This window comes from Streptomyces sp. NPDC052299, assembly GCF_040679335.1.
Classification (GTDB): domain Bacteria; phylum Actinomycetota; class Actinomycetes; order Streptomycetales; family Streptomycetaceae; genus Streptomyces.
Genome location: NZ_JBFAUP010000019.1, coordinates 78,139 through 102,980, shown reverse-complemented (window position 1 = coordinate 102,980; position 24,842 = coordinate 78,139). Strand labels below are relative to the sequence as shown.

The 24,842-nt window shown below is 71.8% G+C and carries 23 protein-coding genes and 1 pseudogene; 13 read left to right on the top strand and 11 right to left on the bottom strand.

Annotated elements, in window-relative coordinates; genetic code table 11:
* Positions 1-26 precede the first annotated feature (26 nt).
* Both AB0L33_RS28025 and AB0L33_RS28020 read left to right on the top strand, forming a co-directional pair.
* Entirely contained in the window at positions 27-926 is a 900-nt protein-coding gene (locus AB0L33_RS28025) for a 2-hydroxy-3-oxopropionate reductase (protein WP_365685839.1), read from the top strand.
* Positions 927-1,155: 229 nt separating this feature from the next.
* Positions 1,156-2,613 carry a catalase gene (locus AB0L33_RS28020; RefSeq protein WP_365685838.1) on the top strand — a complete coding sequence of 486 codons (1,458 nt, stop codon included), beginning with the start codon at positions 1,156-1,158 and terminating at the stop codon, positions 2,611-2,613.
* 291 nt (positions 2,614-2,904) lie between these two features.
* Here AB0L33_RS28020 and AB0L33_RS28015 read toward each other — a convergent pair whose 3' ends face one another.
* Positions 2,905-3,393 (bottom strand): hypothetical protein, encoded by a 489-nt coding sequence (locus tag AB0L33_RS28015; protein ID WP_365685837.1) that lies wholly within the window; start codon positions 3,391-3,393, stop codon positions 2,905-2,907.
* A 204-nt stretch (positions 3,394-3,597) separates the two neighbouring features.
* Here AB0L33_RS28015 and AB0L33_RS28010 point away from each other — a divergent pair, with 204 nt between their 5' ends.
* Entirely contained in the window at positions 3,598-4,074 is a 477-nt protein-coding gene (locus tag AB0L33_RS28010) for a hypothetical protein (protein ID WP_365685836.1), read from the top strand.
* Between the two features lie 143 nt (positions 4,075-4,217).
* On the opposite strand, the gene AB0L33_RS28005 is transcribed toward AB0L33_RS28010, so the two are convergent.
* Positions 4,218-4,721 carry a hypothetical protein gene (locus AB0L33_RS28005; protein WP_365685834.1) on the bottom strand — a complete coding sequence of 168 codons (504 nt, stop codon included), beginning with the start codon at positions 4,719-4,721 and terminating at the stop codon, positions 4,218-4,220.
* 136 nt (positions 4,722-4,857) lie between these two features.
* On the opposite strand from AB0L33_RS28005, the gene AB0L33_RS28000 reads away from it, so the two are divergent.
* Together AB0L33_RS28000 and AB0L33_RS27995 are read left to right on the top strand one after the other, a co-directional pair.
* Positions 4,858-5,751, top strand: a complete 894-nt coding sequence (locus AB0L33_RS28000) for a DUF1963 domain-containing protein (RefSeq protein WP_365685832.1) — start codon at positions 4,858-4,860, stop codon at positions 5,749-5,751.
* A 77-nt stretch (positions 5,752-5,828) separates the two neighbouring features.
* Positions 5,829-6,503, top strand: coding sequence for a DUF6518 family protein (locus AB0L33_RS27995; protein WP_365685830.1), 675 nt, complete (start codon positions 5,829-5,831; stop codon positions 6,501-6,503).
* A gap of 54 nt (positions 6,504-6,557) precedes the next feature.
* On the opposite strand, the gene gcl is transcribed toward AB0L33_RS27995, so the two are convergent.
* Positions 6,558-8,342, bottom strand: a complete 1,785-nt coding sequence (gene gcl / locus AB0L33_RS27990; RefSeq protein ID WP_365685828.1) for a glyoxylate carboligase — start codon at positions 8,340-8,342, stop codon at positions 6,558-6,560.
* Between the two features lie 261 nt (positions 8,343-8,603).
* Here gcl and AB0L33_RS27985 point away from each other — a divergent pair, with 261 nt between their 5' ends.
* Positions 8,604-9,302 (top strand): hypothetical protein, encoded by a 699-nt coding sequence (locus tag AB0L33_RS27985; RefSeq protein ID WP_365685826.1) that lies wholly within the window; start codon positions 8,604-8,606, stop codon positions 9,300-9,302.
* A 153-nt stretch (positions 9,303-9,455) separates the two neighbouring features.
* Positions 9,456-9,680: a hypothetical protein gene (locus AB0L33_RS27980; protein WP_164403429.1), complete on the top strand. Its 225-nt coding sequence runs from the start codon at positions 9,456-9,458 to the stop codon at positions 9,678-9,680.
* A gap of 28 nt (positions 9,681-9,708) precedes the next feature.
* Here AB0L33_RS27980 and AB0L33_RS27975 read toward each other — a convergent pair whose 3' ends face one another.
* Together AB0L33_RS27975 and AB0L33_RS27970 are read right to left on the bottom strand one after the other, a co-directional pair.
* Positions 9,709-11,316 carry an AMP-binding protein gene (locus AB0L33_RS27975; protein WP_365685825.1) on the bottom strand — a complete coding sequence of 536 codons (1,608 nt, stop codon included), beginning with the start codon at positions 11,314-11,316 and terminating at the stop codon, positions 9,709-9,711.
* On the bottom strand, positions 11,313-12,989 hold the full coding sequence (locus AB0L33_RS27970; RefSeq protein ID WP_365685824.1) for an AMP-binding protein: 1,677 nt from the start codon (positions 12,987-12,989) through the stop codon (positions 11,313-11,315). Before AB0L33_RS27970 ends, AB0L33_RS27975 begins: the two co-directional genes overlap by 4 nt.
* A 136-nt stretch (positions 12,990-13,125) precedes the next feature.
* On the opposite strand from AB0L33_RS27970, the gene AB0L33_RS27965 reads away from it, so the two are divergent.
* Positions 13,126-13,968 (top strand): helix-turn-helix transcriptional regulator, encoded by an 843-nt coding sequence (locus tag AB0L33_RS27965; RefSeq protein ID WP_365685822.1) that lies wholly within the window; start codon positions 13,126-13,128, stop codon positions 13,966-13,968.
* Positions 13,969-14,068: 100 nt separating this feature from the next.
* On the opposite strand, the gene AB0L33_RS27960 is transcribed toward AB0L33_RS27965, so the two are convergent.
* Positions 14,069-15,214 carry a winged helix DNA-binding domain-containing protein gene (locus tag AB0L33_RS27960; RefSeq protein ID WP_365685820.1) on the bottom strand — a complete coding sequence of 382 codons (1,146 nt, stop codon included), beginning with the start codon at positions 15,212-15,214 and terminating at the stop codon, positions 14,069-14,071.
* Between the two features lie 118 nt (positions 15,215-15,332).
* Between AB0L33_RS27960 and AB0L33_RS27955 the strand changes: the two genes are divergently transcribed.
* Positions 15,333-16,211, top strand: a complete 879-nt coding sequence (locus AB0L33_RS27955) for a DMT family transporter (RefSeq protein ID WP_365685819.1) — start codon at positions 15,333-15,335, stop codon at positions 16,209-16,211.
* Positions 16,212-16,245: 34 nt separating this feature from the next.
* On the opposite strand, the gene AB0L33_RS27950 is transcribed toward AB0L33_RS27955, so the two are convergent.
* Both AB0L33_RS27950 and AB0L33_RS27945 read right to left on the bottom strand, forming a co-directional pair.
* Positions 16,246-16,830 carry a TerD family protein gene (locus AB0L33_RS27950; protein WP_365685817.1) on the bottom strand — a complete coding sequence of 195 codons (585 nt, stop codon included), beginning with the start codon at positions 16,828-16,830 and terminating at the stop codon, positions 16,246-16,248.
* 211 nt (positions 16,831-17,041) lie between these two features.
* Positions 17,042-17,272 (bottom strand): DUF6296 family protein, encoded by a 231-nt coding sequence (locus tag AB0L33_RS27945; protein WP_365685815.1) that lies wholly within the window; start codon positions 17,270-17,272, stop codon positions 17,042-17,044.
* Between the two features lie 172 nt (positions 17,273-17,444).
* Here AB0L33_RS27945 and AB0L33_RS27940 point away from each other — a divergent pair, with 172 nt between their 5' ends.
* The 3 genes from AB0L33_RS27940 to AB0L33_RS27930 all read left to right on the top strand — a co-directional run bounded on the left by AB0L33_RS27940 (position 17,445) and on the right by AB0L33_RS27930 (position 20,980).
* Complete coding sequence (locus AB0L33_RS27940; protein WP_365685813.1) at positions 17,445-17,897, top strand: DUF5709 domain-containing protein; 453 nt, start codon at positions 17,445-17,447, stop codon at positions 17,895-17,897.
* Positions 17,898-18,020: 123 nt separating this feature from the next.
* Entirely contained in the window at positions 18,021-18,383 is a 363-nt protein-coding gene (locus AB0L33_RS27935) for a nuclear transport factor 2 family protein (protein WP_365685812.1), read from the top strand.
* A 176-nt stretch (positions 18,384-18,559) separates the two neighbouring features.
* Positions 18,560-20,980: an endonuclease/exonuclease/phosphatase family protein gene (locus AB0L33_RS27930; protein WP_365685811.1), complete on the top strand. Its 2,421-nt coding sequence runs from the start codon at positions 18,560-18,562 to the stop codon at positions 20,978-20,980.
* Between the two features lie 24 nt (positions 20,981-21,004).
* Here the strand turns inward: AB0L33_RS27930 and AB0L33_RS27925 are convergent, their stop codons facing one another.
* The 3 genes from AB0L33_RS27925 to AB0L33_RS27915 are packed head-to-tail and all read right to left on the bottom strand — an operon-like array spanning position 21,005 to position 23,409.
* Positions 21,005-21,925 (bottom strand): alpha/beta hydrolase, encoded by a 921-nt coding sequence (locus tag AB0L33_RS27925; RefSeq protein ID WP_365685809.1) that lies wholly within the window; start codon positions 21,923-21,925, stop codon positions 21,005-21,007.
* A 9-nt stretch (positions 21,926-21,934) separates the two neighbouring features.
* Positions 21,935-23,179, bottom strand: coding sequence for a beta-ketoacyl-[acyl-carrier-protein] synthase family protein (locus AB0L33_RS27920; RefSeq protein WP_365685808.1), 1,245 nt, complete (start codon positions 23,177-23,179; stop codon positions 21,935-21,937).
* Positions 23,176-23,409, bottom strand: coding sequence for a phosphopantetheine-binding protein (locus AB0L33_RS27915; protein ID WP_026171182.1), 234 nt, complete (start codon positions 23,407-23,409; stop codon positions 23,176-23,178). Before AB0L33_RS27915 ends, AB0L33_RS27920 begins: the two co-directional genes overlap by 4 nt.
* A 329-nt stretch (positions 23,410-23,738) precedes the next feature.
* Here AB0L33_RS27915 and AB0L33_RS27910 point away from each other — a divergent pair.
* A pseudogene (locus AB0L33_RS27910) lies at positions 23,739-24,836 on the top strand (N-acetylmuramoyl-L-alanine amidase); the annotation flags it as partial.
* Positions 24,837-24,842 lie beyond the last annotated feature (6 nt).

Below are 24,842 nucleotides of genomic sequence, written 5' to 3'. Positions count from 1 at the left end.
GTACACGCTGATCGGAAGGCACCCTCATGAGCAACAACCTCCCCAAGGTTGCGTGGATCGGTCTCGGCATCATGGGTTCGCCCATGTCGGAGAACCTGATCAAGGCCGGTTACGACGTCACCGGCTACACCCTGGAGCAGGACAAGGTCGACCGGCTGGCCGCGGCCGGCGGCACCGGCGCCGCCTCGATCGCCGAGGCGGTCCGGGACGCCGACGTGGTCATCACGATGGTGCCCGCGTCGCCGCAGGTCGAGGCCATCTCGTACGGCCCCGACGGCATCCTGGAGAACGCGAAGCGCGGCGCGCTGCTGATCGACATGTCCTCGATCACCCCGCAGACCTCCGTGGACCTCGCGAAGAACGCCGCCGAGAAGGGCATCCGGGTCCTGGACGCCCCCGTCTCCGGCGGGGAGGCCGGCGCGATCGAGGCCGTCCTGTCCATCATGGTGGGCGGCGACCAGGCGGACTTCGACGCCGCGAAGCCGCTGTTCGAAGCGCTCGGCAAGACCATCGTGCTCTGCGGCCCGCACGGCTCCGGCCAGACGGTGAAGGCCGCGAACCAGCTGATCGTCGCTGTGAACATCCAGGCGTGCGCCGAGGCCGTGGTCTTCCTGGAGAAGTCCGGGGTGGACCTCGCCGCCGCGCTGGACGTCCTGAACGGCGGCCTGGCCGGCTCGACGGTGCTGACCCGCAAGAAGGACAACTTCCTGAACCGCGACTTCGCCCCGGGCTTCCGGATCGACCTGCACCACAAGGACATGGGCATCGTCACGGACGCCGCCCGCAACGTCGGTGCCGCGCTGCCGGTCGGCGGTGTGGTCGCCCAGCTGGTCGCCTCGCTGCGCGCGCAGGGTGACGGCGGCCTGGACCACTCGGCGCTGCTGCGCTCGGTCGAGCGGCTGTCGGGCCTGCCCGTCCAGGGCTGACCCCGGCCGCCCTCCCCCGCCCCACAGACTTCCGGACGGTGCCGTCGCTGACAACCTGTCCTGTCGCGCCCAGGCGCCGGCACCGTCCGGAACACCCTCCCACCACGAATTTCAACAAACTGTTGACGCCGCATCCGGGGCCTCTTTACGCTCCGGACACGCCCCCAGGAATCTGCCCCCTGGCCGTCGCAGTTCAGCAGCTCCCCGTACGGAAGGTCGCCCCGACACCATGACGCAGCGTGTGCTTACGACCGAGTCCGGCGCCCCGGTCGCCGACAACCAGAACTCCGCCACCGCGGGTGCCGGAGGCCCGATCCTCCTTCAGGACGGCCACCTCCTGGAGAAGCTCGCCCGCTTCAACCGGGAGCGCATCCCGGAGCGCGTGGTGCACGCCCGGGGCTCCGGCGCGTACGGCTACTTCGAGGTGACCGACGACGTCACCGCGTACACCCGGGCCGACTTCCTCTCCGAGGTGGGCCGCCGCACCGAGACGTTCCTCCGCTTCTCCACCGTCGCCGACTCGCTGGGCGGCGCGGACGCGGTGCGCGACCCGCGCGGATTCGCGCTGAAGTTCTACACGAACGACGGCAATTACGACCTGGTCGGGAACAACACCCCGGTGTTCTTCATCAAGGACCCCATCAAGTTCCCCGACTTCATCCACTCGCAGAAGCGCGACCCGTTCACGGGGCGTCAGGAGCCGGACAACGTCTGGGACTTCTGGGCGCACTCCCCGGAGGCCACGCACCAGGTGACCTGGCTGATGGGCGACCGGGGCATCCCCGCCTCGTACCGCCACATGAACGGCTACGGCTCGCACACCTACCAGTGGACGAACGCCGCGGGCGACGCGTACTTCGTGAAGTACCACTTCAAGACCAACCAGGGCGTGCGCTCCCTCTCCGCCGACCAGGCCGCCGAGCTCGTCGGCAAGGACGGGAACTCGCACCAGACGGACCTGCTCCAGGCCATCGAGCGCGGCATGAACCCGTCCTGGACGCTCTACGTGCAGCTCATGCCGGCCGCCGAGGCGGCGGACTACCGCTTCAACCCGTTCGACGTCACCAAGGTGTGGCCGCACGCGGACTACCCGCTCCAGCGGGTGGGCCGCCTGGTGCTGGACCGCAACCCGGACAACGTCTTCGCCGAGGTGGAGCAGGCGGCGTTCTCGCCGAACAACTTCGTGCCCGGCATCGGCCCGTCCCCGGACAAGATGCTCCAGGGCCGCCTGTTCGCCTACGCGGACGCGCAGCGCTACCGCCTGGGCATCAACCACACCCAGCTCCCGGTGAACGCGCCGCGCGCCGCCACCGCGGACAACTACGGCCGCGACGGCCTCCACGCCACGCGGTACGGCTCGCGCCACGACAAGAACTACGAGCCCAACTCGTACGCGGGCCCGGCCCAGACGGACACGGCGCTCTCCGCCCCGCTCCCCGTCCAGGGCTGGACCGGCACCCACGAGGCACCCCTCCACACCAAGGACGACGACTTCTTCCAGGCGGGCGAGCTGTACCGCCTGATGTCGGCCGACGAGAAGGACCGCCTGATCGCCAACATCGCGGGCGGCCTCTCCCAGGTCTCCCGGGACGACGTCATCGAGAAGAACCTCGCCCACTTCCACGCGGCCGACCCCGAGTACGGCAAGCGCGTGGAGGAGGCGGTCCGCGCCCTCCGCGAGGACTGACCTCACCCCCGAACCCTGCCCGCGCCGACGCGTCCACCCGGATGAGGGGTCATCGCACGGCACGGGCAGGACGAGGCCGCGGCGGTGGCGCGATGCCAGTGCGGTGGTACGCGGAGGGCGGTCCGGTCGCCAGACCTGAAGGCCCGTGCAGCCCCCCTTCGCGCTACTGCCGCGGCCCCTGTTCTTCCCTGAACCAGGGCGCGGAGTACGGATACGGTCCCGTACTCCGCGCCCTTTTCACGCGCTGCCGCTGTGGCGGAAGCCGATGTGGCGGTGAGCCGCAGTGTCACCTCAGAAGACCGGCGGCTTCACCATGAAGTTCTCGCCGCCGTACAGGGATTCGTAACGGACTTCTATCACCAGCCGGCGCGTGACGAGTTCCCAGAACCAACCGTGCTCGTCATCGCTGAACTCGTCCAGAGAAAGGAGGAAGGTGGACTGCCCGGCCAGCACCACGGCACCGGGACGCAGGGAATGCGCCTTGGGACTTGTCGGCAGCAGCTCGCGGATGCGTTGCTGCGTGTGGTAATCCCACTGCCCGATGACCTCCCCGTCCAGGCGTACGACCGAGCCCGTCACGATCGCCGGCCCGAGCCCGGCGTTGGTGAGGCGTAGCCCCGCTTCCGTACCTTCGTACGCCTTCACCCGATGCATATGCAGCAACGGCCGCACCGACTGCCGACCGTGCCGCCTGCTGTCCCGGGCCTGCGTGTAGCTGATCCAGAGAGAGCCGAGCGCCACGACTACCGCCGCGATGGCGGTGACCGTGTCTGCATCCATGCGGATACCCCCGTGCGAAGCCGCGGACAGTGCTCAGGTCCTCCCCCACCGGTCTCCGTTCCACTCCTCCACCGACGAGGGCGAGAAGGGCTCCGTCAGCCATCAGCGGGTATTGCTCACTTCTCAGGCGTGGGAGACGTGGAGTTCAGGGGGAGTTCGGGAATCCTGTCGAGGCACCTGAACACCACCGCAAGGAGCCCTCCAGTGCGCCGCCCGACCCGTAGTGCCTTCGCCTCCCTCATCGCCGCAGCCGCCCTCGCCCTCCCCCTCCTCACACCCACGCCCGCCTCGGCCGCCACCACGACCACCAGCCGCTTCGCGAACTACCGCTACGGTGACTGCCTGCGCGAGAACTCCGAGACCGGCCTCAAGGGCGACCGCTGCACCACGGGACGCGGCAGCCTCCGGTGGCAGTGGAACGGCCGCCTCAACACCACCACCACGCTGAAGAACAACTTCTGGGGCCGCTGCCTCGACAGCAACGACCGGGGCGACGTCTACCCCCAGCGCTGCAACGGCGGCTCGTACCAGAAGTGGCGCACCGTCCAGCCCGCCGCCCGCAGCGCCGTCCTGCTCCAGAGCGTCGGCACGGGCCGCTGCCTCTACCAGCAGGACAACGGCTACTACCGCACCGCCGCCTGCGACCGAAACGCCCAGAACCAGCGCTTCACCATCGGCTGAGACGAAGGTCCCGCCACCGCCCGCCCCGCCTCGGCGTCCGATCCGGCAGCAACGGCTCGATCCGCGCCCACTGCGCGTCACTCAACGGCATGCCCCAACGGGCGACTCACATCTACGGAGGCAATGGCAGCCCGCCGTACTGGTCAGATGGACCGCAGCACCTGGTCGGGCTCCGCCAAAGCCTCTGCGGCGTACTCAGCGAAATCCACGTTGGCGAGCGCCAGGTCCGCCTGGACGCCATGCACCGCGGCGGGCAGGGCTCTGAACTCCCTGGGATCCGGCGACTCAATGAGTTCCTGATAGTAGACGGGGTCGAGGCCACTCACGTCCTCCCAGACGGTCGACAGAGCCAGCAACGCCCGCACCGGCGAATTCATCGTGCCGCGGTCAGCGAGAAAGACGACAACCAGGCCCTCATCCACCACGGCGGCAAGAACCTCGTCGGCCGTTGCTCCTGACCAGGCAGGTGCATCGACCAGCTGCACTGCTGCGTCGAACTCACCGCTTGGCCCCCACGGCTGCTGCAACTCCTCAACCACCGCGCTCCATGCCTCGTCGTCGCTGAAGTCGGTCCTGATGACGAGAACGTCGAACAAGTCGCGTCCGATCTCAGGCAGCACTCGCTCAAGGTTTTCGGGCAACGTCATGCCCAGGACTCTCGCATCCCGCACTGACAAACAGCTCCTGCGGGAGGGGGAACTGCATCCGCGAGGCGTCACCACCGCCGCCCCCTCTCAGGACGGGAGTTCTGGCAGTCCCGTTGGACCGTCTATCTTCTCGGACATGGATCATCGAGGAGAGTTTCGTCGGGCCGCGCTCGGACTCGGCATACCGGACGACGAGATCAGCAGATTCGGCCGGCATCTCCGACTGTCGATCGGGCTGTCCCCCGTGGGCGATGGTGTGCCGGTCGGGCACATCGGTGGGCTGCCCAGGCTGCCCGTGGGCATGGAGTGGCCCTCCGCCGAGAACATTCCGTTGCCGCTGCTCCTCTCCGTCGACTGCGCCGCCCTGCCGGGAGTCGACGGCTTCGATCTGCCGGCGGACGGGACACTGCTCTTCTTCGTGCATCAGCAGCTGGACCATGAGGACCGCTCCGGGAGGTACGCGCGGGTCGTGCACGTGCCCGACGGCACCGAAACCGTGGTCGCGGAGGCCCCCGGCCCCGACTGCGTGCGCGAGCGGCTCGACGTCCGCGCGGAGCTCGGAGCTGAACTGCCGCTGTGGCTGCGCGAGAGGGACGAGGACGAGGACTGGCACGAGTTCTGGGAGGACCTCGGATGGGAGGACATGTCGCCCTTCCAGCAGCGATTGGCCCGGTACATGGAGCAAGATCTGCCGCATCTGGACGAACTGCGGGCCCTGGCACACGATCTCTGGCCGTCCGACGCCGCCGTGTCCCTCGGCGGGTACGTCGATGACGAGGTGATCGGCGGCATCGCGGAGCAGACCCTCGCGGGACGCGAGAAGGAAGGGAAGATCCCGTCCATCCCGATCGCGCAATGGCCGTCCCGTCTGGAGGAGGAACGGCACCGGCTGGCAGACGAGTGGATCTCCCTCGCCCGTGAATCGCGGGCTTACGAGGAGTACCGCACGAGTTTCGTCATCCGCCACGACGACCTGGCCGCCGCCCGGGTGGGCAAGGCGCTGGCCGTGACGGGGTTCGAGGCTCCCTGAGACACGGCTCGCATCGCAGCGCGGGGCCCTCCCCCTTCTATACACCGCGTGTATAACGTGAATGTATAGTCACTGCCATGACCTCCCCGCCCTCCACGTCCGCGACGACCTCGCCCCCCGCCCTCCGGCACCCCGCCGCATGGCGGGGCCACGCGGCCCTCACGCCCGCGCTGTGCGCCGCCACCGGTATCGCGCTCGGCGTCCTGACGAACCTGCTGCAGGGGTGGCTGCCCTGGCCCTGGAGCCAGTTGGCGAACTCCGGCGGGGTGTGGTCGGTGCTCGCCTTCGCCATCGGCGCGGTCCTCGCGGCGCGCGACGGCGAGATCCGCCGCATCGCGACGGCCGGTGCGCTCGCGGAGATCGGGCTCGTCGTCGGCTACTACGGCTACGCCGAACTGGGCCGCGGAGGCATGGGGAGCCTCGTCTTCCCTCTGGTCTGGCTGGTCATGGCCTGTGTCACCGGCCCGCTCTTCGGCACGGCCGGTGCCTGGTCGCGGCGCAGTCCCCGGCTGTGGCGGCGCGTCGGGTCCCTGGGCGCGGTCGGCGGCCTGTTCGGGAGCGAGTGCCTGCACTCCTGGCTGACACTCGGATACGCCGGCCAGGCCGGTGCCTGCGCCGCAGTCGCCTGCGTGCTGCCCCTTGCGCTGGCCCGCACCTGGCGCGAACGCGGCCTGGGCCTCGCCGTGGCGGTTGTCGCTTCCCCGGTGGCCTACGCAGCCGTGTACGGGCTGCTGGATCAGGTCTCCGGCTGAGGGCACCCACGGTTTTCCGCAGGTGCCCTTCCACGGGCCCCAGGCCCTGCCGCGTCACGCCTCCGCGTAAGGCCGGATCGCCGTGGGCGCGTGGCCCGGCTCCGTCGCCACGTCCTCGAACTCGTTGACCGACGCGATGTCCGAGCCGCTCATCGAGATGTTCGTGACCCGCTCCAGGATCGCTTCGACCACCACCGGGACCCGGTGTTCCGCAGCCAGCTTCTTGGCCTCCTCGAAGGCGGGGAGGAGGGCGTCCGGTTCGGTGACGCGGATGGCCTTGCAGCCCAGGCCCTCGACCACCTTGACGTGGTCCACGCCGTAGACGCCCAGCTCCGGGGAGTTGAGGTTCTCGAACTCCAGGTTGACCTGGAAGTCGATGTCGAAGTTGCGCTGGGCCTGGCGGATCAGGCCGAGGTACGAGTTGTTGACCAGGACGTGCACGTACGGGATGCGGTGCTGGGCCCCCACCGCCAGCTCCTCCAGCATGAACTGGAAGTCGTAGTCGCCGGAGAGGGCGACCACCGAGCCCTCGGGGTCGGCCGTGGCGACGCCCAGGGCGGCCGGGATCGTCCAGCCGAGGGGGCCGGCCTGGCCGCAGTTGATCCAGTGGCGCGGCCGGTACACGTGGAGCATCTGGGCGCCCGCGATCTGGGAGAGGCCGATCGTCGTGACGTACCGGGTCTCCGGGCCGAACGCACGGTTCATCTCCTCGTACACCCGCTGCGGCTTCAGGGGCACGTTGTCGAAGTGCGTACGGCGCTGCAGGGTCGCCCGGCGCTCCTGCGTGGACGCCGCCCAGGCCGAGCGGTCCTTCAGACGGCCTGCCGCCTTCCGCTCCCGGGCCACCTCCACGAACAGTTCCAGCGCCGCCTTCGCGTCGGAGACGATGCCCAGGTCCGGGGCGAAGATCTTGCCGATCTGGGTGGGCGCGATGTCCACGTGGACGAACGTGCGGCCCGCCGTGTAGACGTCCAGCTTGCCGGTGTGGCGGTTGGCCCAGCGGTTGCCGATGCCGAGGACGAAGTCGGACTCCAGGAAGTTCGCGTTGCCGTAGCGGTGCGAGGTCTGGAGGCCGACCATGCCGGCGTTCAGCTCGTGGTCGTCGGGGACGATGCCCCAGCCCATGAGCGTCGGGACGACCGGGACGCCGGTCAACTCGGCGAACTCGACGAGGAGTTCCGACGCGTCGGCGTTGATGATGCCGCCGCCCGCGACGAGCAGCGGGCGCTCCGAGGCGTCGAGCATGTCCAGCGCGCGTTCGATCTGGCGGCGGCTCGCGGCGGGCTTGTGCACCGGCAGCGGCTCGTACAGGTCGGGGTCGAACTCGATCTCGGTGAGCTGCACGTCGATCGGCAGGTCGATGAGGACCGGGCCGGGGCGGCCGGTGCGCATCAGGTGGAACGCCTGCTGGAAGACGCCGGGGACCTGCGCGGCCTCCAGGACGGTGGTGGCGGCCTTGGTGACCGGGGCGGCGATCGAGGCGATGTCGACGGCCTGGAAGTCCTCCTTGTGCAGGACGGCGGTCGGCGCCTGGCCGGTGATGCACAGGATCGGGATCGAGTCCGCGATCGCCGAGTACAGGCCGGTGATCATGTCGGTGCCGGCGGGCCCCGACGTACCGATGCAGACGCCGATGTTGCCCGGGCGGGCCCGGGTGTAGCCCTCCGCCATGTGGGAGGCGCCCTCGACGTGGCGGGCGAGCGTGTGGTGGACGCCGCCGGACGCCTTGAGGGCCGCGTAGAAGGGGTTGATCGCGGCGCCCGGCACACCGAACGCGTTGCTGACGCCTTCGCGCTTGAGGATCTCGACTGCCGCGCGGGCAGCGGTCATACGAGGCATTGAGTGCTCCTGCTCGTCCCTGGGTGGAGTCGGGGATGGAGTCGGGCTCTGTCGCGCCACCTGAGAGCACCAAATCACCGATTCCGCATTGCGGAAAACATCTTCTGTTATGTGGAAGCAAATCTAGGCCGCGCCCGGACCGGCGTCAAGGGAGGCGGAACCCGCGCGGAGAAGGGCGCCAAGTGGAGCGAATCCGCACCCGGCGGCGGGCTCTTGGGGGAGCATGGAGGGATTACGGAAGTGGTACGGAGGGAGCACGGCGTGGAGTCAGTGCCGGTACGGTGCCCGGCCTGTCGCCGCGACCACGCGTACGTGACCCCCGTCTACCCGTGCCCCTGCGGGGAGCCGACCGCCCCGCCGGTGCTGCGCGGCGCACCCGCCGTCCCGATCACCCATCGCACCTGGAACGACGACTGGGTGACCGTGCGGTGCCGGGGCTGCGGGCGGCACGACCAGTGGCCGCAGCCCGAGCTGTGCTGCCCGTGCGGCGCGGTGCTGCGGGTGCCGGTGCGGCCGGTGGCGTCCGCCGGCGCGGTCCGGCCCGCGCACATACCGCTGCCGCGCACGGCGGCGGCGCCCCGTCCGGCGTTCCGCCCGCTGACCATCCGTACCGCCCGGGACGCGGTCGCGGCGGCGGCGCTCTATCTGACCTGGCTGGGCTTCCGGGACGTGACGCACCCGGTGAACCGGCCGGCGTCGCGGATCGACCTGCGGGCGGCCGGGCTGATCGCCGAGGTCGACTCCACGACCGGGCCGACCGGCCTCCGCGACGTCGAGTGCCTGTGGCTCAACGCGCTCAACGGCTCGGTGCGCGGGGTGCTGTTCTCACTGGCGGGCTACACGCCGGAGGCCCGCAAGCGCGCGGACACCCTGTGCGTGCCGCTGTTCGTGCTGGACCTCACCGGCACGCCGCAGCCGGTGAACGGCGCGGCGGACGAGCTCGTCAGCACCGGCGCCTGACCGCGCGCACGCCACATTTTCGGACACCCGAACCGGTCGAGGTGTCGTACCTCACAGAAACCGCCCGGCCACCCTGCGTGTGATCCGTCACGTTCTGGCCAACGGCCCCCGATCTGCGGTCCGTTGTCAGTGGCGGGCCCTACAGTGGAGCGCATGGTCTTAACTCCACGGACTTCACCACCCTCGGACACACCCGCGCACGCCCCCGCGCTCCCGAGGCGCTCCGCCCTGGAGGCCAACGAGGCGATCCGCGCGCTCGTGGACGCCCGCGCGGGCCAGGACTGGTCCCCCGTGGAGTCCGCCGCGTACGAGGTGCTGCTCCTCCAGTGGGCGGCGGCCACGCGCGGCGGCACGGGGGACGTGACCGAGGCGGCCTGAGCCCCCGGCCCGATCCAAAGGAAAGGCCCTAACGCCCGTAGTTCTCCCGCAGTTCGATCTTGCGGACCTTGCCGCTGACCGTCATCGGGAAGGTCTCCAGGATCTGGAGCAGGCGCGGGACCTTGTAGTGCGCCAACTGCCCCTCGCAGAAGGCCCGTACGTCGTCCAGCGCGGGCGGGTCGGCCGGGTCGGCGGGGATGACGCAGGCCAGCACCTCTTCCCCGTAGCGCTCGTCCGGCACGCCGACCACCTGCACGTCGGCGATCTTCGGGTGGCGGTACAGGAACTCCTCGATCTCGCGCGGGTAGATGTTCTCGCCGCCCCGGATGATCACGTCCTTGATGCGGCCGACGATCTGCACGTAGCCGTCCTCGCGCATCAGCGCCAGGTCCCCGGTGTGCATCCAGCGCCCCGCGTCGATGGCCTCGGCGGTCCGTTCGGGCTGGTCCCAGTAGCCGAGCATCACGCTGTAGCCGCGGGTGCACAGCTCGCCGGACCGCCCGCGCTCCAGGGTCACACCGGTCGCCGGGTCGATGACCTTGACCTCGATGTGCGGCATGACGCGGCCGACCGTGCCGGTGCGGCGCTCCAGGTCGTCGTCGCGGCGGGTCTGCGTGGAGACCGGGGAGGTCTCCGTCATGCCGTAGCAGATGGACACCTCCTCCATGTGCATCTCGGCCACCACCCGTTTCATCACCTCGACCGGGCACGGCGACCCGGCCATGATGCCGGTGCGCAGCGAGGACAGGTCGTACGAGGCGAAGTCCGGCAGGTTGAGCTCGGCGATGAACATCGTCGGCACCCCGTACAGCGAGGTGCAGCGCTCCTGCTGCACGGCGCTCAGCACGGCGGCCGGTTCGAACGAGCCGCCGGGGATCACGATGCAGGCGCCGTGCGAGGTGATCCCGAGGTTGCCCATCACCATGCCGAAGCAGTGGTAGAAGGGGACGGGGAGGCAGACCCGGTCCTGCTCGGTGTAGGCGACCAGCTCCCCCACGAAGTATCCGTTGTTGAGGATGTTGTGGTGGGAGAGCGTCGCGCCCTTGGGGAAGCCGGTGGTGCCGGAGGTGTACTGGATGTTGATCGGGTCGTCGCAGGACAGCTCCGCCTCGCGTTCCGCGAGCTGATCGGCCGTCACCTCGCGTGCGGCGGCGAGGAGTTCGTCCCAGGTGCTGTCACCGATGTAGTGCACGGCGCGCAGGTCCGGGCAGTTGGCGCGGACCTGTTCGACCAGGGCGCGGTAGTCGCTGGTGCGGTGGGCGAGGGTGGCGGCCAGCAGGCTGATCCCGGCCTGCTTCAGCACGTACTCCAGCTCGTGCGCCCGGTAGGCGGGGTTGATGTTCACCATGATCGCGCCGATGCGCGCGGTGGCGTACTGGACCAGCACCCACTCGGGGCAGTTGACCGCCCAGATGCCGACCCGGTCCCCCTTGGCCACGCCCGACGCCATCAGCGCCCGCGCCAGCTCGTCAACGGCCGCGCCGAACTCCGCGTACGTCCAGCGCCGCCCGGACGGTACGTCCACCAGCGCCTCCCGGTCGGGCCAGGCGGCGACGGCCCGGTCCAGGTTGCGTCCGATGGTGTCGCCGAGCAGGGCGGTGGTGCCGGTGCCGTGCGCGTACGAGAGCTCGGTCATGCCAGGTCCCCCTCGGCGTACTCGGTGCCGCCGCCCTGGGCGGTGCGCTCACGCAGTTCGATGCGGCGGATCTTGCCGGAGACGGTCTTGGGCAGCTCCGCGAACTCCAGCCGCCGCACCCGCTTGTACGGGGCGAGCACGGACCGGGAGTGGGCGAAGAGCACCTTGGCGGTGTCGGGTCCGGGCTCCCAGCCCTCGGCGAGCACCACGTACGCCTTCGGGACGGAGAGGCGGACGTCGTCGGGGGCCGGGACGACGGCGGCCTCGACCACCGCCTCGTGCTCCAGCAGGGCGCTCTCCAGCTCGAACGGGGAGATCTTGTAGTCCGAGGACTTGAAGACGTCGTCGGCGCGCCCCACGTAGGTGATGTAGCCGTCCTCGTCGCGGGAGCCGATGTCACCGGTGCGGTAGTAGCCGCCGGCCATCGCCTCGGCTGTGCGCTCCGGGTCGCCGTGGTAGCCGGTCATCAGGCCCACCGGGTGCGCCGACAGGTCGAGCGAGATCTCGCCCTCGACCGCGCCCGGCTCACCGCTCACCGGGTCGAGCAGGACCACCCGGAAGCCAGGGCTGGGCCGCCCCATCGAGCCGGGCTTGAGGACCTGGCCGGGGGTGTTGGCGACCTGGACGGCGGTCTCCGTCTGGCCGAAGCCGTCGCGGATGGTGACGCCCCAGGCGCGCCGGACCGCCTCGATGACCTCGGGATTCAGCGGTTCACCGGCCGCCACGACCTCGCGCGGCGGGGTCTTCAGCTGGGTCAGGTCCGCCTGGATGAGCATGCGCCACACGGTGGGCGGGGCGCAGAAGCTCGTGATGCCGGAGCGGTCCATCTCGGCCATCAGGCGGCCGGCGTCGAAGCGGGTGTAGTTGAAGATGAAGACGGTCGCCTCGGCGCTCCACGGCGCGAAGAGGTTGGACCAGGCGTGCTTGGCCCAGCCGGGCGACGAGATGTTGAGGTGCACGTCGCCGGGCTTGAGTCCGATCCAGTACATCGTTGCCAAGTGCCCGACGGGGTAGGAGACATGGGTGTGCTCGACGAGTTTGGGGCTGGCGGTCGTGCCGGAGGTGAAGTAGAGCATCAGCGGTTCGTCCGCGTCGGTCTCGCGGTCCGGCGTGAAGGTGCGCGGGGCCCCGGCCGCCTCCGCGTAGTCGAGCCAGCCCTCGGTTGGGGCGCCGACGCAGATCCGGGTGTAGCGGCCGGGCACCTCGGCGAACTTCGCGGTGTCGGTGTCACGGACCAGGACGTGCCGGACCCGGCCGCGCTCGACCCGGTCGCGCAGGTCGGCGGGGCCGAGCAGCGGCGTCGCCGGGATGACTACGGCGCGCAGCTTCATCGCGGCGAGCGCGGTCTCCCACAGCTCGACCTGGTTGCCGAGCATGACGAGGACGCGGTCGCCCTCGCGCACCCCCTGGGCGCGCAGCCAGTTCGCGGCCCGGTCGGAGCGGGCGGACATCTCGGCGAACGACACCTCGGTGCGGGTGCCGTCCTCCTCCACGATGTGCAGCGCGGTGCGGTCGTTGTCCCGGGCGATGACGTCGAACCAGTCGAGCGCCCAGTTGAAGCGGTCGCTGCGGGGCCAGCGGAAGCCCTCGTACGCGGCGGCGTAGTCCTCGCGGTGCCGGAGCAGGAAGTCCCGGGCCGCCCGGAACGTCTCCGTCGCACTCGTTTCCGGCATGTGCCCTCCTCTTTACCGACCCGGCCGGTCCTTTGGCTCCTCACATGATGTAAACAGTGACCCAGGTCTCACCACCCCCGGACGGGGGTGTCGCGGGGCCGCCATTCCATCGGGGGCGGGGCAGAGAGGCGGCAGGGTGCCGGAATCCGTCGAGGCGGTCGAGATGCAGGCGGCGCTGCTGCGGCTGCGCCGGACGAGCGGGCTGCCGGTCGCCTTCGGCGGGCTGCTCTCGGACCGCCGCCACGCCAGGATCGCCGAGGTGAACGGGGCGCGCACGGCCGCGCTGCGCGGGCTCGTGATCTCGTCGGGCAGCGGCCTGGGCGGCAAGTCCATGGCCCTGTCCAGGCCGTGCGCGGTGACCGACTACCGCTCCTCGCGCCACATCAGCCACGAATACGACACGGCCGTCGCGGCGGAGGGCCTGCGCTCCGTGGTCGCCGTCCCCGTCGTGGTGCGGCGCGAGGTGCGGGGGGTGCTGTACGGGGCGCTGCGCGAGCCGCTCGCGCTCGGGGACCGCACGTTCGACGCGGCGGTGGCCGCCGCCCGTGACGTGGAACAGGCGCTGGTGGTCCGGGACGAGGTGCGGCAGCTGCTGGCGGCGGGCCGCCCGGCCCCGGACGCCGCGCCCGGGGCCGCGGGGGCCTGGGAGGACGTCCGGGAGGCGCACCGCGAGCTGCGCGCCCTCATGCCGAAGGTGCTGGACCCTGCGCTCCGGGACGAGCTGCTCGCCGTGTGCGGGCGGCTGGCGTCGGCGACGGGCGCCCGGGAGCCCGGGGGGCGGGAGGTCCGGCTGGCGCCGCGCGAGATCGATGTGCTGGCGTGCGTGGCCGCGGGCGCGACCAACGCGGTGGCGGCGGACCGGCTGGGGCTGCGCCCGGAGACGGTGAAGGGCTATCTGCGGTCCGCGATGCGGAGGCTGGGCGCGCACACCCGGCTGGAGGCGGTCGTGGCGGCGCGGCGGGCGGGGCTGCTGCCGTAAGCGCGTCCCGCGCGCCGTCAGGCCTCCCCCGCCGGTGGGCGTCCCCGGCGCCGTCGGGCGCCCCCCGCCCCGTGAACCGGCCCCCGCTCCCGCGACCCCGTCAGCGCCCCAGGTCCACGAACGACCCGAACCGGACGTCGTACTCCGCGGCCTGCGTCATCGCCGTGATCACGTACGCCGCCTCCTCCGTCACGGCGTCGCGCTCGGCGGGGGTCAGCGGGCGGACCTCCTGGACGGTGACGACGGCCGGGGCCCGCGGCGGGGTGTCCAACCGCCAGACCGCCGCGAAGAAGCCGTCCACCAGCACGCTGCCGTAGGTCTGGTTGCCCACCCCGTTGAGCCCCTTGAGGTCCGCCGGGATGACCCGGGTGCGGTCGGCGTGGCCGAGGAGGACGTTGTCGAACTCGGGCAGGAAGCGGGGCGGGGCGGGGGTGTCCTCGGCGGGGCGCGGGGCGTCCGGCAGGTCGAAGAGCTCGGTGCCGTGCTCGTCGCGGAAGGTGACGAGCCGGGGCCGCAGCCGCTCGAAGACCTCCTTCAGACGGGTCAGCCCCGCCCAGCTCTGCATGTCCTTGACCGATGCGGGGCCGAACGCGCCGAGGTAGCGCAGCACGGCGTCCTCGATGTCGGGGGCCGCGTCGGCCGTGCGGCCGAGCCAGTGTTCGACGGTGGTGAGCGCGACGCCGCCGCTGGTGCCCCAGAGGCCGCGCGGGGTGACCTGGACCAGGGGCAGCAGGCAGCGGGCGGCGGTGCTCAGGGCCTGCGGGTCCGCTTCGGGCCACTCGGTGAGGAGCCGGGTGCGGATCTCCTTCGGGGTGCGGGGCGCCTCCTCGACGTATGCCCGGCTCAGCTCGCGCAGCCGGTCCAGGTCCACGCCCGTGAGCCTCTTGCGGAAGATGCCGAGCTCCCGGTCACGGGCCGCCTGCACCAGGGGCCTCAGGGTCAGGGCGTCGTCGGCGGTGTGCGTGTGGATGGTCGAGCGCAGGGTGACGATGCGGACGACCTCGCGGGATTCCATGAGCACGGACAGGTCGGCGGGCCGGAAGCCTTCGAGCCGGGCCAGGAGCTGGTAGTACGGCGGCTTGGTGTTCTGCGCCTGGAGGCCGACGAGGTGGCCGACGGCGTCCTTCGCGCTCATCGCGGTCCGGCGCAGCAGGAGCTGGCGGTCCAGCGTCGCCCGGCCGAGGGCCCTGGGCGTGAGCACGGGGACGGGGACGGCACCGGCGGAGGTCTTCTTCTTCACGGCCATGACGGCACGCTACGGGGGAACGAGGACAGATCGCGTCCTGATGGGACACCTTAAGGGCCGCCACGCCCTCCCCCGGCGAAGCCGGGCTCGCGGCGGGCCCCGCCCGCATGATGGTCCGGTGATCGCCGTCCTGTTCGCCGTCCTGACCGCCCTCAGCAACGGCTCCGCCTCCGTGCTCCAGCGCCGGGCCGCCCTCGACGTGCCGCAGACCGAGGCCATGCGGGTGTCCCTCATCGGCCATCTGCTGCGCCAGAAGGTGTGGCTCGCGGGAATCGCCCTGGTCATCGTCGCCGCCGTCTGCCAGGCCGTCGCGCTGGCCACCGGCCCGATCTCCGTGGTGCAGCCGATCTTCGTGATCGAGCTTCCGGCGACCCTGCTCCTGGCCGGTTTCATGATGCGGGCACGGCTGCCCCGGACGGTCTGGCTGGGAGTCGCCGCCGTGACGGCCGGGCTGGCTCTCGGGATGGCGACGGCCGCACCGGGCGGCGGCAGCGAGAGCGTGCACGGGGCGGCGTGGGTGCCGGCGCTGATCCTGACGGGCGTGGCCGAGGCGCTGCTGATCGCGGGTGCGCTGGCCACCCGCGGCAATCTCCGGGCGGCCCTGCTGGCCACGGCCGCCGCCTGCGCCTACGCGCTGACCGCCGCGCTGATGAAGGACGCGATGTCACGGCTCGACTCGGGCGGCGCGGGGGCGCTGTTCAGCGCCTGGCAGCTGTACGCCATGGCGGCGGCGGGGGTCGGTGCGCTGTTCCTGCTCCAGAACGCCCTTCAGGCGGGCACGCTCGTCGCCGTGCAGCCGTGTCTGACGCTGGGCGACGCCCTGATCAGCGTCCTCTACGGGGTGACCCTGTTCGGCGAGGAGGTGCGCACCGGCTGGTGGGTGCTGCCCGAGCTGCTGGCCCTGGGACTGATCGCGGCGGGGTGCGTGGAGCTGGCGCGGTCGCCGCTGGCCGCCGGGAACCCGACGGCCCCGCCCCGCGCGCGCCGGGTCGACTGACCGGGGCGGGCACGGGCCGGGGCCGGTGCGCGTGCTACTTGCTGATCGCGAAACGCATCAGGGCGTGCTCGTCGCCCTGCTTGATCTTGCCGGTCTCGTTGATCACCTGGAGCTTCCAGCCGGCGCCGACGCGCATGGCCTTCGCCACGGCGCAGCCGTTGTCGTTGGTGAGCAGGCTCGGCCAGATGTCGGCGACCTGCTGGCTGCTGCCGCCCGTGGCGTCGTAGACCTTGATGCTGACGTTGCGCGCGTTCTGGAAGGAGCTGCCCTTCTTGTACGCGGCGGCCACGAAGACGATGGCCGTGACGTTCGGCGGAATCCGGGCGAAGTCGACGGTGACGGTCTCGTCGTCGCCGTCGCCCTTGCCGGTCTGGTTGTCACCGCTGTGGGTCAGCGAACCGTTGCCCAGCGGGTCGAGGGAGTCCAGACCGGCCAGTCGCACGGGGTCCGCGCCCTGCATCGCGATGGCGATCAGGTCGAGGTCGGTGCCCTTCTTCTGCTTCAGCTTCCCCAACAGCCCGCCACTGCTGCCGACGGTGGGGTCCCAGGAGACGCCGATGGAGAGGTGGGTCACCCCGTCCAGGTCCGCCGGGCCGTCTTCCTTCTTCAACGTGATCATGCGTGATCCTCTTCGTGGCGAGATTCCTACAGGGTGAGTCTGCCTGGTGTCCTCCCACTACCCCTCACCAGGGGCAAAATTTCGACCAAGTGTGGGAGGTGCCCGGCCGTATTGTCCTGCCTCGGCATGATGTACGGGCACGTGTCCCCGTGATACGGGCACGCGAACGACGCCCGGTCCTGGGTCGGGCCGGGCGTCGGTTGTCAGCCGTTCAGGCGGCCTTCTCCGGCACCACCAGCGGGGTTCCCAAGTGCTGGTGGCCGCCGCTGGCGAGCATGCGCACCTCCGCGTGATCGCTTATCTCGGCGCGTACGATGCCGGTCTCGTCCTCGTAGACGGGATGTCCGCCGGCCCCGCTCTGTGCCGTCCGGTGGACGGTGACGGCGTCGTCCTCCACGGCCGAGGACTGGAAGACGAGCTGATAGCTCTCCGGATACTCCATGACGGCCTTTCCAGACGACCCTTTCCGGGCAGGTCGCTCGGGGCGCACCACCCGGCCTGCACTGTCCATGGTCGCGCAGCCCCGGGCGGAACGCAGGGGCGTGCGCGTCCTGCGGGCCCGGGCGGGGGCTGCCTATGCTGAAGGGGAGCCCCGCCGCGGGAAGGGAAGCGCCATGGACGAGGCCGGTCTGGGCGATGACGTCTATCAGCCCCAGCAGGAGCCGGAGGCATCCGATCCGGTCGAGCAGCTCGACACGGAGGACACCTTGGCCGATCCGGACGTGGACGACGTCCTGGACCGGGGCTACTCGCCTCCCGAGCGCCCCTACGCGGTGGACGACGTGGGCACCACCGCCGCCGAGCAGCACCGGGGCGAGTCCCTGGAGAGCCGCCTCGCGCGCGAACGGCCCGAGGACGACGGCCCGTCCGGCGACGGGGTCGGCGACGTCGTGGACGGGGACGGGGAACCGTGGGACGGCGAGGTCGGCACCGTACGCGCCGGGCGGCTCACCCGGGACCTGGACATCGACGACCCGGACAGCACGGCGGGCGAGGACGTCGGGATCGACGGCGCCGCCGCCTCCGCCGAGGAGGCCGCGGTGCACGTCATCGCGGACGAGGTGTAGGAAGGCCCGCTCCCCCCTTACCCCGGAGGTAATCGACGCCCCGCGCGGCCTTCGGCATCGTGTTCCTCACGAGCACAGCGCTCCCGGCCCACCGGCCGGAAGCCCTACCGGAGGGGACCCACGATGACCATGTACGCCGACGCCGTGCAGCGCTACTTCGCCGCCTGGAACGCCGGTCCCGACGAGCTGGAGAAGGCCGTCGCCGCCGCGTTCACCGAGGATGCCTCGTACACCGACCCGCTGGCCGACGTACGGGGCCACGAGCAGCTGGCGGCCGTCATCGGCGGGGCGCAGCAGCAGTTCCCCGGGTTCACGTTCCGGCCGGTCGGCGCGGTGGACGGGCATCACTCGCTGGTCCGCTTCGGGTGGGAGCTGGTCGCGCCCGACGGCTCGGCGCCCGTCGCCGGTTTCGACGTGGCCACGCTCGCCGACGACGGCCGGATCACCTCGGTCAGCGGCTTCCTGGACCGGGTGCCGGCCATGTGAGGAGGCGGCGGGGGGTACGGTTCAGCGGCGCGCGGTCCGGGCGGTGCGCGCGCCGCTGAACCGCACCGGGCCACGCGTCACCGAACGTTTTCCGGAATTCACCCCTGATGCCTTGTCATCGCCTGTTCTACGCGCATAGCTTGTGCTCCCTCACCACACTCTGAGGGGCATTCTCCGTGCGCATATCCACCACCCGTTCCGCCCTGCTGGCCGGCGCGGTAGCCGTGACGCTCTCGGCGACCGCGCTGCCCGCCGCCTTCGCGGCTCCGTCCGCGACCGCCGTGATCTCCGAGGTGTACGGGGGCGGCGGGAACTCCGGTGCGACGCTGACCCGTGACTTCATCGAGCTGGGCAACGCCGGTTCGGCCGCGTACGCCCTGGACGGGCTCAGCGTCCAGTACCTGCCGGGCGCCCCGTCGGCCGGTTCGCTGTGGCAGGTGTCCGCGCTGACCGGCTCCGTCGCGCCGGGCGGCCGCTATCTCGTCGCGGAGGCGGCGGGCACCGGCGGCACGGTGGCGCTGCCCACCCCGGACGCCACGGGCACCGTCGCGATGTCCGCCACGGCCGGCACCGTGGCCCTGGTCTCCGGGACGGCCCCGCTGACCTGCAAGACGGCCGCCGACTGCGCCGCCGACACCCGCATCGTGGACCTGGTCGGCTACGGCACCGCGGTCGTCCGGGAGGGCAGCGGACCGGCCAAGGGCACCTCGGCCACCGCGTCCGTGGCGCGGGCGGCCTCGCTCGCGGACACCGACGACAACGCCGCCGACCTGACCGCGGGGACCCCGACACCGGTGAACGCGGCCGGTGAGACCTCGGGCGGCGGCGAGGACCCGGGCGACCCGGGCAACCCCACCGAGCCCGGCACCGTGCGCGTCCACGACATCCAGGGCACCACCCGGGTCTCCCCGCTGGACGGCAAGGCGGTCACCGGGGTGCCCGGCGTCGTCACGGCGGTCCGGACCTCGGGTTCGCGCGGCTTCTGGATCCAGGACGCCGCCCCGGACGCCGACCCGCGCACCGGCGAGGGCGTGTTCGTGTACACCGGCTCGACGGCCCCGGCCGTCAAGGTGGGCGACTCGGTGCTGGTGAGCGGCACCGTGGACGAGTACTACCCGTCCTCCACCACCCAGTCGGTCACCGAGATCACCGCCCCGAAGGTCACGGTCCTCTCGTCCGGCAACGCGCTGCCCGCCCCGGTGGTGCTGGACGCGAACGCCGTGCCCGAGGCGTACGTGCCCTCGGCCGGGGGCGGTTCGATCGACACGCTGCCCCTGGAGCCGTCGACGTACGCGCTGGACCTGTACGAGTCGCTGGAGGGCACCCGGGTCCAGATCGCCGACACCCGCGTGACCGGCGCCACGACCGCGTACCACGAGGTCTGGGTGACCGTCGAGCCGCAGCAGAACCCGACCCGGCGCGGCGGCACGCTCTACGCCTCGTACACCGGCCAGAACTCCGGCCGGATCAAGGTCATGTCGCTGGACCCGGCCGCGCCGGTGCCCACCGCGAACGTGGGTGACGTGCTGGCCGGAACCACCTCGGGCGTCCTGGACTACGACTCGCACGGCGGCTACAACCTCCAGGCCACCGCGCTCGGCACGGTCACCGACCACCACCTGCGGCGCGAGGTCACGCGCAAGCAGAAGGGCAAGGAGCTCGCGGTCGCCACGTACAACGTGGAGAACCTCGACGCGCTCGACGACCAGGCGAAGTTCGACACCCTGGCCGAGGGCGTCGCGGTCAATCTCTCCTCGCCCGACATCGTGTCGCTGGAGGAGATCCAGGACGACAACGGCGCGGTCAACGACGGCACGGTCGGCTCCGAGGCGACGCTCAAGCGGTTCACGGACGCGATCGTCGCGGCGGGCGGCCCGCGCTACTCGTGGCGCTATGTCGCCCCGCAGGACGGGAAGGACGGCGGCGAGCCCGGCGGCAACATCCGCAACGTCTTCCTGTACAACGCCGAGCGGGTGGACTTCGTGGACCGTCCGGGCGGCGACGCGGCCACGCCCGTCGCGGCCGTGAAGACGAGGAAGGGCGTCACGCTGTCGGTGTCGCCGGGCCGGATCGCACCCGCGAGCGCGGCCTGGGACGACAGCCGCAAGCCGCTGGTCGGCGAGTTCCGGTTCCACGGGAAGTCCGTCTTCGTCGTCGGCAACCACTTCGCCTCCAAGGGCGGCGACCAGCCCCTGTACGGGCGCTACCAGGAGCCGGTGCGCAGCTCGGAGACCAAGCGCGTGCAGCAGGCGAAGGAGGTCAACACCTTCGTCAAGTCACTGCTCGCGGCGGACAAGTCGGCGCGGGTCGTGGTGCTCGGCGACCTCAACGACTTCGCCTTCTCGCCGACCGTGGGTGCGCTGACCGACGGCGACGTGCTCAAGCCGCTGATCACCACGCTGCCGGAGAACGAGCAGTACAGCTATGTGTACGACGGCAACTCGCAGACGCTCGACCACATCCTGACGAGCCCGGGCGTGCGCCGCTTCGACTACGACGTGGTGCACATCAACGCGGAGTTCGCCGACCAGGCGAGCGACCACGACCCGCAGATCGTGCGGGTCGACGTGAACGCCCCGGAGCACGGGCACCGTTGACCCGGCTCCCCCGGGCGGGCGGTCTCAGCCGCCCGCCCGGGGGACGGCGTGGCCCGCCACGCCCGTACGCGGACGCGGCAGCGCGGGGAGCGGCAGCAGCGCCGGGGCGGACTCCAGCGGCCGGTCGGTGACGAAGCGCGCCACCAGGTCCGCCACGTCGTCGGGGCGTTCCAGGACGACCCAGTGGTCCGCGTCGCCGATGGTCAGGAAGCGGCTGCCCTCGATCGTCGCCGCGAAGGCCCGCTGGTGGTGCGGTGAGGTGACGGTGTCGTGCTCACCCGCGAAGACGAGCGCCGGGACCCCGGTCAGCCCGCCGGAGAAGTCCGGTCGGTGTTCGAGGGACCGGCGCAGTGAGCGCTCGGCGTGCGGCGAGTGCGCGAGGGCGTGCGCGAAGGACCGGCGGACATAGCGCAGGGCCAGCTCCCGCCGGTGGACCGGCCGCTGTGGGTCCAGACACATCAGCGCCCCGGCGGCCAGGGCGGCGAGCCCGTCCGCGTCCCCGGCCTCCAGGCGGCCGAGACCGCGCCCCCACTCCTCGCACTGGGCCTCGCTGATGTGCGACGGCACGCCGCCGAGGACCAGGCGGGCGATCCGGCCGGGGGCGCGCCGGGCGCAGCCGAAGGCGATGGACGCACCGTAGGAGAAGCCGAAGAGGTTGACCCGGTCGGCGCCCAGGTCGTCCATGACGCCGGTGACGGCGGCGCACAGCAGGTCGTCCCCGGTGCCGGGCGGCAGCGGGTCGGCGCTGCCCATGCCGGGCAGGTCGAGGGTGATCACGGAGGCGTGCGGGCCGACGTGCTCGTCCATCTGCGGCCAGCCGTGGATGCCCTGGAGGGCGCCGCCGAGGACGACGACGGGTTCGGTGCGGGGCGCGGGCCGCGGCAGGAGCCGGTAGCGGTAGCGGAGCCCGCCGACGGTGAGGGTGCGGATGATTTCTTCGGTCATGAGCTGCGGTCACCTGGTGAGGACGAGGGCCGCGTTGTGGCCCCCGAAGCCGAGCGAGGTCTTGACGGCCGCTTCGAACGAGGCGGGCCTGGCCTCCTTGCTCACCACCTCGACCGGGATGTCCGGGTCGGGGGCGTCGAGATTGACGGTGGGCGGTACGAGCTGGTGCTGGAGGGCGAGGACGGTGAGCGCGGTCTCGATGCCTCCGGCGGCGCCGAGTGTGTGGCCGGTCATCGCCTTGGTGGAGGTGACGAGGAGGTGCTCGCCCAGGACGCGCCGGAGCATGGCCGTCTCGATCAGGTCGTTGGAGACGGTGGAGGTGCCGTGCGCGTTGACGTGGCCGATCGCGGCCGGGTCGGTCCCGGCGTCCGCGAGGGCGGTGCGCAGCGCGCGTTCGATGCCGAGCCCGTCGGGGTCGGGGGCGACGGCCGAGTAGGCGTCGCTCGATGAGCCGTAGCCCGTGACGTGGGCGCGGACGGTGGCGCCCCGGGCGCGGGCGTGTTCGGGGCGTTCCAGGACGAGGAGCCCCGCGCCCTCGCCGACGACGAAGCCGTCGCGGTGGCTGTCGAAGGGGCGGCAGGCGGCCTGCGGGTCGTCGCGGCGGGTGGAGACGGCCTTCAGGCGGCAGGCGCTGGCGATCAGGAGCCGGGAGCAGACGGACTCGGCGCCACCGGCGACGACGATGTCGCAGGCCCCGGTGCGCAGCATCTGGTGGGCGGTGCCGATGGCGACGGTGCCGGAGGAGCAGGCGGTGGAGACGGCCTGGCTGGGGCCGTGCGCGCCGAGGTCGGTGGCGACGCTGCTGGCGGCGCCGTTGACGACGGTGAGCGGGGCGAGCTTGGGCGAGACGCGGCGGGCGCCGCGTTCGGTGAGGGCGTCGTGCTGCTCGTCGTAGAAGGGCAGGCCGCCGTGGGCGGAGCCGATGACGACGGCGACCCGGCCGCTGTCCCAGACGGCGGGGTCCAGGCCCGCGTCGGCGACGGCCTCGCGGGCGGCGATGACGGCGAGGTGCGAGAAGCGGTCCATCAGCCGGTGCGCGGCGACGCCGAGCACCGCCCGGGTGTCGAGGCCGGTCACGCTGTACATGAAGTCGCAGGGCAGCCCGGCGAGTTCGGGCCGGTGCGGTACGCAGGGCGCGGTCGCGGGGTCGTTCACGGCGCGCCAGGTGGCCTCGGCGCCGACGCCCGCCGAGGTGACGAGGCCGATGCCGGTGACGGCCGCGGCGAACGGCGGCAGGCGGTGGGGGGCCGTCACGCGGCGGCCTTGCGGCGCACGGCGTCGACCAGCTGGCCGACGGTGTCGCGCGAGGTGAGCTGGACGTCGTCCAGGTCGACGTCGAGCCGGTCCTCGATGAGGAGCCGCAGCTCCTCCAGCGCCAGCGAGTCCAGCCGGAGCTGCCTGAGCGGCACGTCGGGGCGGATCGCCACGGGGTCGGTTCCGAAGTTCGCCGTCAGCAAGGTGCTGATCTCGTCTGCCGTGCTCATGCTCATCGGGCACTTCTCCGCTGTCGTACGCGGTGACGCCTTGCCGCGTGAGATGTGAGTGCCATCGGGGACGCCGGCCGGTCCGGAGTTCTCTGTTATACGCCCTGTCGGCGGCGGGCCCGGCCCGCGTTCCCCCGTGCGGTGGGCCGCCGTCCAGGTGTGCGAATACCGCGCGGCGCGCTGGTGCTCACCCCCCGTCAACTCCGCCGGAGTGCACGCGCTTCGACACGCCTGCGGGCTGATTGTCATACCCCTGGTGGCTCCTTATCGTGAGCAGGCTTTGCGGCCCCCCTGGCCCCGTCCGCCCTCCCCACAGAGCAGGAGCAGGTATGCCCACACGCGCCGCCCGCACCCGGACCCGCGCCGCCCTCCTCGCGGCCCTCACCGCCACCGTCCTCGCCGCGACCGGCACCCCCGCCCCCGCGGCGGCGGACCCCGGGCACCCGATGGACCGGGCGTTCACCCGGGCCGCCAGGGCGTTCGACGTACCGCGCGATCTGCTGGCCGCCGTCGGGTACGGCGAGACCCACCTCGACGACCACGCCGGACGCCCCAGCCAGGCGGGCGGCTACGGAGTGATGCACCTGGTCAGCAACCCGGCGCGGCACACCCTGGAGCGCGCCGCCGCCCTCACCGGCGAACCGGCCGCCACCCTGCGCACCGACACCGCCGCCAACATCCTGGGCGGCGCGGCGCTGCTGCGCGGTTACGCGGACGGGCTGGGCCTCGACGCCGCCGCCCGCGACGACATCGACGCCTGGTATCCGGCCGTCGCCCGCTACAGCGGCACGCGGGGCACCACCGCCGCGCTCTACGCGGACTCGGTCTACACCTTCCTGGCCGACGGGCTCGACGCGCTCACCCCGGACGGCGAGCGGATCACGGTGGCCGGACGGCCGGTCTTCCCGCAGCGGGACGGGGGCGCGGCGGCGGACACCGGGGCCCGGAGCGCCGACTACCCGGCCGCGCTCTGGGTCCCGGCCGACCCGAACAACTACACCGCCGGCCGGACCGCGAAGATCGACAAGATCGTCGTCCACGTCACGCAGGGCTCGTACGCGGGCTCGATCAGCTGGTTCCAGGACCCCGTGTCCGAGGTGAGCGCGCACTACGTGGTGCGGTCCTCGGACGGGCAGATCACCCAGATGGTGCGGGACGCCGACACCGCCTACCACGCGCGCAGCGCCAATGCCTCGTCGCTGGGCATCGAGCACGAGGGCTTCATCGACGACCCGACCTGGTTCACCGACGCGATGTACCGCTCGTCGGCGGCGCTGACCGCCTCGCTGTGCGACAAGTACGGCATCCCGAAGGACCGGGCGCACATCATCGGGCACAGCGAGGCACCGGGCAACGACCACACGGACCCCGGCCCCTACTGGGACTGGGACCGCTACATGGAACTGGTCACCGGCACCGGGACGGGCTGAGCG

Bases quoted from the DNA above. Each gene is read 5' to 3' on its own strand.
- AB0L33_RS27950 (WP_365685817.1), bottom strand. From the start codon at position 16,830: ATGATCACGTTGAAGAAGGAAGACGGCCCGGCGGACCTGGACGGGGTG.
- AB0L33_RS28020 (WP_365685838.1), top strand. From the start codon at position 1,156: ATGACGCAGCGTGTGCTTACGACCGAGTCCGGCGCCCCGGTCGCCGAC.
- AB0L33_RS27940 (WP_365685813.1), top strand. From the start codon at position 17,445: ATGGACGAGGCCGGTCTGGGCGATGACGTCTATCAGCCCCAGCAGGAG.
- AB0L33_RS27960 (WP_365685820.1), bottom strand. From the start codon at position 15,214: ATGGCCGTGAAGAAGAAGACCTCCGCCGGTGCCGTCCCCGTCCCCGTG.
- AB0L33_RS27980 (WP_164403429.1), top strand. From the start codon at position 9,456: ATGGTCTTAACTCCACGGACTTCACCACCCTCGGACACACCCGCGCAC.
- gcl (WP_365685828.1), bottom strand. From the start codon at position 8,342: ATGCCTCGTATGACCGCTGCCCGCGCGGCAGTCGAGATCCTCAAGCGC.
- AB0L33_RS28005 (WP_365685834.1), bottom strand. From the start codon at position 4,721: ATGACGTTGCCCGAAAACCTTGAGCGAGTGCTGCCTGAGATCGGACGC.
- AB0L33_RS27995 (WP_365685830.1), top strand. From the start codon at position 5,829: ATGACCTCCCCGCCCTCCACGTCCGCGACGACCTCGCCCCCCGCCCTC.
- AB0L33_RS27945 (WP_365685815.1), bottom strand. From the start codon at position 17,272: ATGGAGTATCCGGAGAGCTATCAGCTCGTCTTCCAGTCCTCGGCCGTG.
- AB0L33_RS28025 (WP_365685839.1), top strand. From the start codon at position 27: ATGAGCAACAACCTCCCCAAGGTTGCGTGGATCGGTCTCGGCATCATG.
- AB0L33_RS27935 (WP_365685812.1), top strand. From the start codon at position 18,021: ATGACCATGTACGCCGACGCCGTGCAGCGCTACTTCGCCGCCTGGAAC.
- AB0L33_RS27915 (WP_026171182.1), bottom strand. From the start codon at position 23,409: ATGAGCACGGCAGACGAGATCAGCACCTTGCTGACGGCGAACTTCGGA.
- AB0L33_RS27970 (WP_365685824.1), bottom strand. From the start codon at position 12,989: ATGCCGGAAACGAGTGCGACGGAGACGTTCCGGGCGGCCCGGGACTTC.
- AB0L33_RS27925 (WP_365685809.1), bottom strand. From the start codon at position 21,925: ATGACCGAAGAAATCATCCGCACCCTCACCGTCGGCGGGCTCCGCTAC.
- AB0L33_RS28000 (WP_365685832.1), top strand. From the start codon at position 4,858: ATGGATCATCGAGGAGAGTTTCGTCGGGCCGCGCTCGGACTCGGCATA.
- AB0L33_RS27975 (WP_365685825.1), bottom strand. From the start codon at position 11,316: ATGACCGAGCTCTCGTACGCGCACGGCACCGGCACCACCGCCCTGCTC.
- AB0L33_RS28015 (WP_365685837.1), bottom strand. From the start codon at position 3,393: ATGGATGCAGACACGGTCACCGCCATCGCGGCGGTAGTCGTGGCGCTC.